Origin of the sequence: Streptosporangium nondiastaticum, from assembly GCF_003011965.1 — a bacterium.
Taxonomy (GTDB): domain Bacteria; phylum Actinomycetota; class Actinomycetes; order Streptomycetales; family Streptomycetaceae; genus Streptomyces; species Streptomyces nondiastaticus.
This window is the reverse complement of record NZ_PXWG01000195.1, coordinates 1-9,329: the sequence shown is the minus strand read 5'-3', so window position 1 is coordinate 9,329 and position 9,329 is coordinate 1. Positions and strand designations below refer to the sequence as shown.

Genomic DNA, 9,329 nt, shown 5'->3' with positions numbered 1-9,329 from the left:
ACCGGCTAAGCCGGTCCGCCCGCCCTTCGCGGTAAGGGAGGCCTACGAGTTGTACGTGCTCTGCGCGCGCTCCAGGCCGTCCACGATCAAGGACTCCACCGCGTCCGCGGCCCGGTCCACCTCGTAGCCGAGGTCCTTCCGCTCCGTGGACGAGAAGTCCTTGAGCACGAAGTCCGCCACCTGCATGCGACCGGGCGGCCGCCCGATCCCGAACCGCACCCGCAGGTAGTCCGGGCCCAGGGACTTCGTGATCGACTTCAGGCCGTTGTGGCCGTTGTCGCCGCCGCCGAGCTTCAGCCGCAGCTGGCCGTAGTCGATGTCCAGCTCGTCGTGGACGGCGATCACCCGCTCGACGGGCACCTTGTAGAAGTCCCGCAGCGCCGTCGTCGGCCCGCCCGACAGGTTCATGAACGACATCGGCTTGGCGACCACCACCCGGCGGCTGGAGGGGCCGGGCGCGCCGAGGCGGCCCTCGACGACCTGGGCCCGCGAGGCCTTGTGCGCCTTGAACTTGGCGCCCATCCGCTCCGCGAGCAGGTCCGCGACCATGAAGCCCACGTTGTGGCGGTTGCCCGCGTACTCCGGCCCGGGATTGCCCAGGCCCACGATCAGCCAGGGGCTGGAGTCGTCCGTCATCTGCATGTCTCCTTCATACGCCAACCGCCGTCCCGCTTCCTCATCGGGAGCGGGACGGCGGTCGGGAAGAAAAGCCGGGTGCGGCGAGGATCAGGCCTCGGCGCCCTCAGCGGCCTCGGCCGGGGCGGCCTGGCCGGCGACGACGTGCAGGACCACGGCGTCGGCGTCGACGGCGAGGGCGACACCGGCCGGCAGGACGACGTCCTTGGCCAGGACGGAGGCACCGGCCTCGAGGCCCGCGACGGAGACGGTGACGGCCTCGGGGATGTGGGTGGCCTCGGCCTCGACCGGCAGGGCGGTCAGGGTGTGCTCGATGAGGTTGCCGCCCGGGGCGATCTCGCCCTCGGTGTGGACCGGGACCTCGACGGTGACCGTCTCGCCGCGCTTGACGACCAGCAGGTCGACGTGCTCGAGGAAGCCCTTGAGGGCGTCACGCTGGACGGCCTTGGGGATGACGAGCTCGTCGCGGCCCTCGATGTCCAGGGAGAGCAGGACGTTCGGGGTCTTGAGGGCCATCATCAGGTCGTGACCCGGCAGGGTGACGTGGACCGGCTCGGAACCGTGGCCGTACACGACGCCGGGAACCTGGTTGGCGCGGCGGATGCGGCGGGCAGCGCCCTTGCCGAACTCGGCACGGACCTGGGCGGGGATCTTGATCTCAGCCATGGTGCACTCCTCTGAGTAGCTGATCGATGGGCCGTTACCCGGCCGCATACGGACCTGCTACGAAGAGCGCGTCGATAACGGACCGCCGCACATGAGTGCGGCCTCCCTCGCCGAGCAACTCAAGGAGTGTACCCGGCGGGGGAGGCCGCTCAGAAATCGATCAGGACCGGCCGGTCCCAGGACGATCGTTTTTGCAGCCGGCAGACCAGTGCTGCCGGAGGCTCACTGCTCCTCGAAGAGGCTCGTCACCGAGCCGTCCTCGAAGACCTCGCGCACGGCGCGCGCGATCGTCGGGGCGATCGACAGCACCGTGATCTTGTCGAGCTCCAGCTCGCCCGGCGTCGGCAGGGTGTTGGTGAACACGAACTCGCTCACCTTGGAGTTCTTCAGGCGGTCCGCGGCGGGACCGGACAGCACACCGTGCGTGGCCGTCACGATGACGTCCTCGGCACCGTTGGCGAACAGGGCGTCCGCGGCGGCGCAGATCGTGCCACCGGTGTCGATCATGTCGTCGACCAGGACGCAGACGCGGCCCTTCACGTCACCGACGACCTCGTGCACCGTCACCTGGTTGGCGACATCCTTGTCACGGCGCTTGTGGACGATCGCCAGCGGCGCGCCCAGACGGTCGCACCAGCGGTCGGCGACGCGCACGCGGCCGGCGTCCGGGGAGACGACCGTCAGCTTCTCGCGGTCGACCTTGGCGCCCACGTAGTCCGCCAGGATCGGCAGCGCGAACAGGTGGTCCACCGGGCCGTCGAAGAAGCCCTGGATCTGGTCCGTGTGCAGGTCGACCGTGAGGATCCGGTCCGCGCCCGCCGTCTTGAACAGATCGGCGATCAGACGGGCCGAGATCGGCTCACGGCCGCGGTGCTTCTTGTCCTGACGGGCGTAGCCGTAGAACGGCACGACCACCGTGATGGAGCGGGCCGACGCGCGCTTCAGCGCGTCGATCATGATCAGCTGCTCCATGACCCACTTGTTGATGGGAGCCGTGTGGCTCTGCATCAGGAAGCAGTCCGCGCCACGCGCCGACTCCTGGAAGCGGACGTAGATCTCGCCGTTGGCGAAGTCGAATGCCTTGGTCGGGACCAGGCCGACGCCCAGCTGGTGCGCGACCTCCTCGGCAAGCTCGGGGTGGGCGCGGCCGGAGAAGAGCATCAGCTTCTTCTCGCCGGTCGTCTTGATCCCGGTCACAGCACAGTCTCCTTGGATGTCGCTTTGTGTGCGCTTATCACGGTACGCCCCGCACGGCGTACCCGTGTCACGGTCACTGCTCGCCGTCGGTCTCCCGGTGAGCGGTGGAAGCGGCCTGTGCGGCTGCGCTTCCCGGGCGCTTACGTGCCACCCAGCCCTCGATATTCCGCTGCTGTCCACGTGCGACGGCCAGCGAACCCGGGGGCACATCCTTGGTGATGACCGAGCCGGCGGCGGTGTACGCGCCGTCCCCGATCGTGACCGGAGCCACAAACATGTTGTCCGATCCGGTGCGGCAGTGCGAGCCGATCGTGGTGTGGTGCTTGCTCACACCGTCGTAGTTCACGAAGACGCTCGCCGCGCCGATGTTGGTGTACTCGCCGATCGTCGCGTCGCCGACGTAGGACAGGTGCGGCACCTTGGTGCCCTCACCGATCTCGGCGTTCTTCATCTCGACGTACGCGCCGGCCTTTGACTTCGGGCCGAGCTTCGTCCCCGGGCGCAGGTAGGCGAAGGGGCCGACGAGGGCGCCCGCGCCGATCAGGGCACTGTCCGCGACGGTGTTGTCCACGCGCGCGCCGGCGCCGACCGTGGTGTCCGTCAGGCGCGTGTTCGGGCCGACCTCGCTGCCGGCGGCCAGGCTCGTGGCGCCGATCAGCTGGGTGCCGGGGTGGACGATCGCGTCGGGCTCGAACGTGACGGTGACGTCGACCCAGGTCGACGCCGGGTCCACGACCGTGACGCCGCTCATCATCGCCGCGTGCAGCAGCCGCTCGTTGAGCAGCTTGCGGGCCTCGGCGAGCTGGACGCGGTTGTTGATGCCGAGGATCTCGCGGTGGTCGTCCGCGACGGCCGCGCCCACCCGGTGCCCGGCCTCGCGCAGGATGCCCAGGACGTCCGTCAGGTACTCCTCGCCCTGGCTGTTGTCCGTGCGGACCTTGCCGAGGGCGTCCGTCAGCAGCTGCGCGTCGAACGCGAAGACCCCGGAGTTGATCTCGCTGATCGCGCGCTGGGCGTCCGTGGCGTCCTTGTGCTCGACGATCGCCGTGACGGCGCCGCTGTCGTCGCGCACGATGCGCCCGTAGCCGGTGGAGTCGGGGACTTCGGCGGTCAGCACGGTGACGGCGTTGCCGTCGGCGGCGTGGGTGTCGCTGAGGGTCTTCAGCGTGGCGCCGGTCAGCAGCGGGGTGTCGCCGCAGACGACGACCACCGTGCCGTCGAGGGCGATCCCGCTGTTCGACAGCTCTTCCAGGCCCATGCGCACGGCGTGGCCGGTGCCGTTCTGCTCGTGCTGGACGGCGGTGCGGGCCTCGGGGTCGATCTGCGCGAGGTGCGCGGAGACCTGCTCGCGGGCGTGCCCGACGATCACGACGAGGTGCTCGGGGTCCAGCTCGCGCGAGGCGGCGACGACGTGGCCGACGAGGGAACGTCCGCAGATGGCGTGCAGGACCTTGGGGGTCGCCGACTTCATGCGGGTGCCCTCACCCGCTGCGAGAACGACGACGGCTGCCGGGCGGTTGGCGCTCACGGGTGTGCCCTTCGGCTTCGGGTGGTGGACATCCGAAGGATACCGGTGCGTTTTACTGCTGAAACGCGCGCGGGTCCTGACCTGGGCGGTCAGGACCCTGCTCGGGGCTCCCGGGGAAGGAATCGAACCCTCATTCAATGAACCAAAATCATTTGTCCTGCCATTAGACGACCCGGGATGGTTCGTCCGTTGCGCCCGATTCGCTTGATCGGACGCGGTCGCAGCCAACACTATGCCGTACGGGTGCCCGTCAGTGCGACGGTACGGCGGGTAACGGGGCGGAGTCGCGGACCCGGGGCGGCTCGTCATGGACAGGAAAAGGTGTGGCGGCCTTCCGTAGTCTGGGTGGTATGACCACAACGGGGGCAATCGCGGAGGCGGGCGCGCGCGGCGCGCCGGACGGGCCTTGGTGGTGGGCGCGGCGGCGGAGCATGGTGCTCGACGTCGCGCTGGCGCTGGTGTCCGCACTGGAGTGCGCGGCGGAGGGCGCGGCGTTCGCCGGTGATCACGGGATACCGAGGGCGCTCCCGACCCTGGTGGGGCTGCTCGTCGGTGCCACGCTGATCTTCCGGCGCCGGTGGCCGGTGGCCGTGGTGCTGCTGGGAATCGCGATCACCCCGGCCGAGCTGGGGTTCCTGCTCGGCATCGTCGGCCTCTACACGCTGGCCGCGTCGGACGTGCCGCGCCGGCTCACGGTGATCCTGGCCGCGGTGTCCGTGGCGGGGACGTTCGCGGTCACCTTCGCGAAGTTCCACCAGAACGTGGGCGACGAAGGCGGCCCCCCGGACATGTGGGCGACGCTGTTCTTCTCGACCCTGGTCGCGCTGGGGCTCACGGCGCCCCCGGTGCTGACGGGGCTGTACGTGGGCGCGCGGCGCCGGCTGGTCGAGAGCCTGCGGGAGCGGGCGGACGGCCTGGAGCGGGAGCTGTCGCTGCTGGCCGAGCGGGCCGAGGAGCGCGCGGTGTGGGCGCGCAACGAGGAGCGGACGCGCATCGCGCGCGAGATGCACGACGTGGTGGCGCACCGGGTCTCGCTGATGGTGGTGCATGCGGCGGCGCTGCAGGCCGTGGCCCTGAAGGACCCCGAGAAGGCCTCGCGGAACGCGGGCCTGGTGGGGGACATGGGCCGGCAGGCGCTGACCGAGCTGCGGGAGATGCTCGGCGTGCTGCGGACGTCGTCGGAGGAGTCCGTGCCCGAGGCGGCCTCGGCGCTGGACTCGCGGCGCCTGGCGGAGGTCGCCGCGGCGGCGTCGGCGCGGGTGTCCGCGGGTGTGGGCGCCGGGGGCCGCGCGGATGCCGGTCCGCTGGACGGCGGGTCCGCGTCCGGTGACGGTCCGTGCCTGGACGGCCTGGAGGATCTCGTCGGGCAGTCGCGCGCGGCCGGGATGGCCGTGGAGCTGTCGGTGGAGGGCGAGGAGCGCGCGTACGGCGCACGGGTGGAGAGCACGGCGTACCGCGTGGTGCAGGAAGCGCTGACCAACGTCCACAAGCACGCCCCGGGCGCGAAGGCCGTCGTGCGGGTCGCGCACCGCGGGGCCGAGGTGGCGCTGCAGGTGGAGAACGGGCCGTCGGACGGCGGCGCGGCCGCTCCCGGCCTGCCGAGCGGCGGGAACGGCCTGGTGGGGATGAAGGAGCGGGTCTCGGCGCTGGGCGGCGTGTTCGTGTCGGGCGCGACGGACGCGGGCGGCTTCCGGGTGTCGGCGGTCATCCCGGCGGGGTCGGCGGACAGCGTGGCCGCGGGGGCGTAGGGCGGAGCGGGGGCGCGTGGCCCGGTGCGGGCGCTCGGCCTTTCTAGTTCGGCGCGGTGTGTGCCGTTCTGCGGCTGTTCGGCGCCCGGCCGGGTTTCGGCCGGTTTTCGCCTGGTTTTTGGCCGGTTCGCGTTGCTCCGGTCAGCGGTGGCACGGACCGGTGCCGGCGCCTCCTGCGGATTCCGTACGGGCCCGCGGAACGCGTAGGGGCCCGCGGATTCCGTACGGGCCCGTGGATCCCGTACGGGAAACGGATCAGCGGCGTCCCGTGCCCGCCGACAGCCGTGACGGCCGGGTTCCGCTGACGAGCGTGCCGATGGCGTGGTCGATGTCCGAGCCGAGGTACCAGTCGCCGGTGTGGTCGAGGCTGTAGACGCGGCCGTGGGCGTCGATGGCGAGGAGCGCCTGCCCGTCCGCCTCCTGCCCGAGCGGGCACACTTCGGCCCCCAGTGCGCGCCCCAGGTCGGCGACGGTGCGTGCGAGGTGGAGGCCGTGCAGCGGGTCGATGTGGAACGGCGTCGGGGCGATGTGCCGGCCCGTCCCCGTCCCGGTGATGTGCAGGCCCCCGAACTCCGCCCAGGCCTCGACGGCGGCGGGGAAGACGGTGTGCCGGTGGCCGGCCGGGGAGGAGTGGGCGCGCAGGGCGTCGGCCCAGTTCTCGGCGGCCTTGATGTCCCAGCGTCCGGGCTGCCACCCGGCTTCGCGCAGGGCGGCGTCCACGGCGGCGGGGAACCGGGTGGCCGCGGTGCGGTCGAAGGCGCGCATGTGGTCAGCCCTTGTTCTTGAGTGCGGCGGCGCTCTTGAGCACGGCGGCCTTGGCGGGTGCGGCGGGGTCGACGCTGCGTACACCGAAGTGGTTCAGCAGCGCCGTGCAGGAGCGGCACGGCGGGGCGTACGCGCCGTGCCGGGGGTCGCCCTCCTCGCGGATGTGCCGGGCGGTGAGCTTGGCGTGCTTGAGGGCGCGCCGGGCCTCGCCGTGGGTGAGGGGTTTGCGGGCGGCACGTTTGCTGCGGCTGTTCTCGTGGGCGGTGAGGAAGCGGGTCAGCAGCAGCGCCTCGGAGCAGCGGCCGGTGAAGCGCTCGCGCCGGTCGCTGGTGAGGGTGTCGAGGAAGTCCTGGACGAGGGGGTGCAGGGCGGGCGGCACGTCGGCCTTGCCGCCGGTGCAGGTCAGCGTCTCGCCGCGGACCGACAGGGCGGCGGCCACGGCGGGCAGGATGCCGTCCCGGCGGTGGAGCAGGGCGGGGGGCCGGTCGGCGTCCTCGGTGCTCCAGGTGAGCCGGGGGTCGCCGGAGGCCGTCGTGCCGTGGTCGTCGGCCGGCGGCCGGTCCTGAGTCGTGTGCATGGTGGTTCTTCCCTCCCTGCAATCCCCCTGTTGCGGGGATCAGCCTGCCAAACGGGACGGCAGGTGTGGAAGTCAGGTCGGGGTTGGCGGGGTGTCGCGTGGTGTTCAGGTGTCGGATGGTCGGACCGGTGGGGGCGCGGCGGCGTGGCCGGGACGGTGCTCACGGGGCGTGACGGACGTCCGCCGGCCGGGCCGGGAGCGGCGGGGGCGGACCTGGGCGCGGCCCCCGTCTTGCGGTACCGCATAGGCTGTGCGCCACGGGGTGTTCTCGGCCATGGGGACACCGGCCGGCCGGGCCGCCCCGTGGCCCGGGCGGGGGACCGGTGACGCGCGGCGACCGCGGCGTTCGTCGGGGCCTTTCGGATCGACGGGGCCTTTCGGATCCACAGTCAGCAGGGGGCTTCCGCCATGACGACAGGTCGGCTCGGGCAGCAGGCCGCGCCACCGAACGCGGCCTACGCCGGGCAGGTCGTGCACTTCCCGGACCCGGTCCGCGCCAGCCGCTATCCCAAGGGGGTGCGGATGGACGACTCGGGACACCCGGACTTCTCGCCGTACGCGCGGGCGGCCGCGGAGATCGCGGAGCCGCCGGAGGGCTTCGGCGTGGACGAACTGCGGCTGACGGACTACGTGTCCGCGAACGCCGCCCTGCACGCTGCCGGCCACGAGCTGTGGGCCAGCCTGCCGTCGGTCGCGACGCCGCACGGCTGGACGTGGCACCACGTGGCGGGCACGCGCCGGCTGGAGCTGGTGCCCGCCGACGTCAAGGCGCTGCTGCGGCACCACGGCGGGCTGGCGACGGCCGCCGTGGACCAGGAGAAGCGCGGCACGCGCCCGCTGCAGGAGACCCGGCCGGTGCACTTCGTGCTGCCGCAGCGGGACCTCGCGGTGACGGAGGAACAGGTCCAGGGCGTCGAGGAGGACCTCGGCTACCGCCTGCCGGGCGCGTACCGGGCGTTCCTGAAGGCCGCGGGCGGCTGCGCCCCGGTCGGCGCCGCGCTGGACGCCGAGCTGGGCCTGCTCATCGACCAGCCGTTCTTCACCGTGCGCGACGAGGCCGCCGTGAACGACCTCGTCTACGTCAACAAGTGTCTGCGCGACCACTTCACCAAGGACTATCTGGGCGTGGGATTCGTCCAGGGGGGCGTACTCGCGGTGAAGGTGAAGGGCGAGGCGACCGGCTCGGTCTGGTTCTGCCCGTACGACGACGCGCGCGACCGGGACGGCTGGACGGTGCAGGAGCGGGTGGAGCGGCTGCTGCTGCCCTGTGGTGAGGACTTCGACGTGTTTTTGTCGCGGCTGGCGGGCGGTCCGCCGGAGCTGGAGACGGTGGCCGGCCTGATGGTGGACGGCGGCTTCGCCTACGCCGTCCCGGTGGAGGGGTGAGCGCGCGGTGGTGACGTTCGCGCAGGCGCAGGAGCGCGGTGAGCGCTGGGCCAACGGTGACGTGCCGGCGTACCAGCACCGGGAGGTGCGGGTCCGCGAGTTCGACCTGGGGTTCGTGGTGTGGGCCGAGGACCGCGAGGACGGTCCGACGTCCGACGGCGGGCACGCCAGGCTGGTGATCGCCCGGGACAGCGGGGAGACGACGCTGTGGCCGGCGCTGCCGGTGGGCGAGGTCATCCGGCGCTACGAGGAGGAGTACGGAGCCGTGGCCGTGGAGGAACCGGAACCGTCGGACGCCCCGCCCAAACGGCTGGACCTGAACGCGACGTCGTTCCTGCTGAGCCCGCCGCAGTGGCTGCAGGACGCGGCGGACGCGATGGGCATTCCGGACCGGAGGAGCGACGGCTCGACGTCGGGCGGCGGGTCGCCGGCCGGTGCGGGGGCGTCTTCCGGTACGGGGTCGTCTTCCGGCGCGGGTGCGGGGACGGGTGCGGGTTCGCTTGCTGGTGCTGGTGCTGGTGCTGGTGCGCCCGCGGCCGGATCCGGCGGGTCCGCCGGTGGCGCTTCGGGCGCGCTTACGAGTGCGCCTGACGGAGCGTCTGCGGGCGGTGCTTCGGGTGCGCACATGGGGGCGCACATGAGTGCGTCCGCCGACGCGTCCGCTGACGGCGCTTCGGGCACGTCCGCGCGCTCCGCCGCGTCCTCGGACGCGTCGCTGGGCGCGCCGGTGCCGCTGGCCGCTCCCCTGTCGCCGGCCGGGCCTCCCGCCACGCCGGGCGGGCCGGTTTCCGCCGCCGGCGCCGTAGCGGACAAGCAGCCCCCGGCG

General features: G+C 72.4%; 8 protein-coding genes, 1 tRNA gene and 1 pseudogene. 3 read left to right on the top strand and 7 right to left on the bottom strand.

What is annotated here, in order from left to right:
* Nucleotides 1–42: 42 nt before the first annotated feature.
* The 5 genes from pth to B7P34_RS33535 all read right to left on the bottom strand — a co-directional run bounded on the left by pth (nucleotide 43) and on the right by B7P34_RS33535 (nucleotide 4,205).
* Entirely contained in the window at nucleotides 43–642 is a 600-nt protein-coding gene (pth, locus tag B7P34_RS33555; RefSeq protein WP_223268501.1) for an aminoacyl-tRNA hydrolase, read from the bottom strand.
* Between the two features lie 84 nt (nucleotides 643–726).
* Nucleotides 727–1,302 carry a 50S ribosomal protein L25/general stress protein Ctc gene (locus tag B7P34_RS33550; RefSeq protein WP_106681944.1) on the bottom strand — a complete coding sequence of 192 codons (576 nt, stop codon included), beginning with the start codon at nucleotides 1,300–1,302 and terminating at the stop codon, nucleotides 727–729.
* 222 nt (nucleotides 1,303–1,524) lie between these two features.
* A complete protein-coding gene (locus B7P34_RS33545; protein WP_058046637.1) occupies nucleotides 1,525–2,499 on the bottom strand; it encodes a ribose-phosphate diphosphokinase in 975 nt (324 codons plus the stop codon).
* 73 nt (nucleotides 2,500–2,572) lie between these two features.
* Nucleotides 2,573–4,027: a bifunctional UDP-N-acetylglucosamine diphosphorylase/glucosamine-1-phosphate N-acetyltransferase GlmU gene (glmU, locus tag B7P34_RS33540; protein ID WP_106681943.1), complete on the bottom strand. Its 1,455-nt coding sequence runs from the start codon at nucleotides 4,025–4,027 to the stop codon at nucleotides 2,573–2,575.
* A gap of 107 nt (nucleotides 4,028–4,134) precedes the next feature.
* A tRNA-Gln gene (locus tag B7P34_RS33535) sits at nucleotides 4,135–4,205 on the bottom strand.
* 172 nt (nucleotides 4,206–4,377) lie between these two features.
* Here B7P34_RS33535 and B7P34_RS33530 point away from each other — a divergent pair.
* Nucleotides 4,378–5,775, top strand: coding sequence for a sensor histidine kinase (locus tag B7P34_RS33530; RefSeq protein ID WP_106681942.1), 1,398 nt, complete (start codon nucleotides 4,378–4,380; stop codon nucleotides 5,773–5,775).
* 255 nt (nucleotides 5,776–6,030) lie between these two features.
* Here the strand turns inward: B7P34_RS33530 and B7P34_RS33525 are convergent, their stop codons facing one another.
* Both B7P34_RS33525 and B7P34_RS33520 read right to left on the bottom strand, forming a co-directional pair.
* Nucleotides 6,031–6,540 carry an SUKH-3 domain-containing protein gene (locus B7P34_RS33525; protein WP_106681941.1) on the bottom strand — a complete coding sequence of 170 codons (510 nt, stop codon included), beginning with the start codon at nucleotides 6,538–6,540 and terminating at the stop codon, nucleotides 6,031–6,033.
* A 4-nt stretch (nucleotides 6,541–6,544) separates the two neighbouring features.
* Nucleotides 6,545–7,117, bottom strand: a complete 573-nt coding sequence (locus B7P34_RS33520; protein WP_106681940.1) for a YwqJ-related putative deaminase — start codon at nucleotides 7,115–7,117, stop codon at nucleotides 6,545–6,547.
* 408 nt (nucleotides 7,118–7,525) lie between these two features.
* Between B7P34_RS33520 and B7P34_RS33515 the strand changes: the two genes are divergently transcribed.
* Entirely contained in the window at nucleotides 7,526–8,503 is a 978-nt protein-coding gene (locus tag B7P34_RS33515) for an SMI1/KNR4 family protein (protein WP_106681939.1), read from the top strand.
* Between the two features lie 10 nt (nucleotides 8,504–8,513).
* A pseudogene (locus B7P34_RS33510) lies at nucleotides 8,514–9,329 on the top strand (hypothetical protein); the annotation flags it as partial.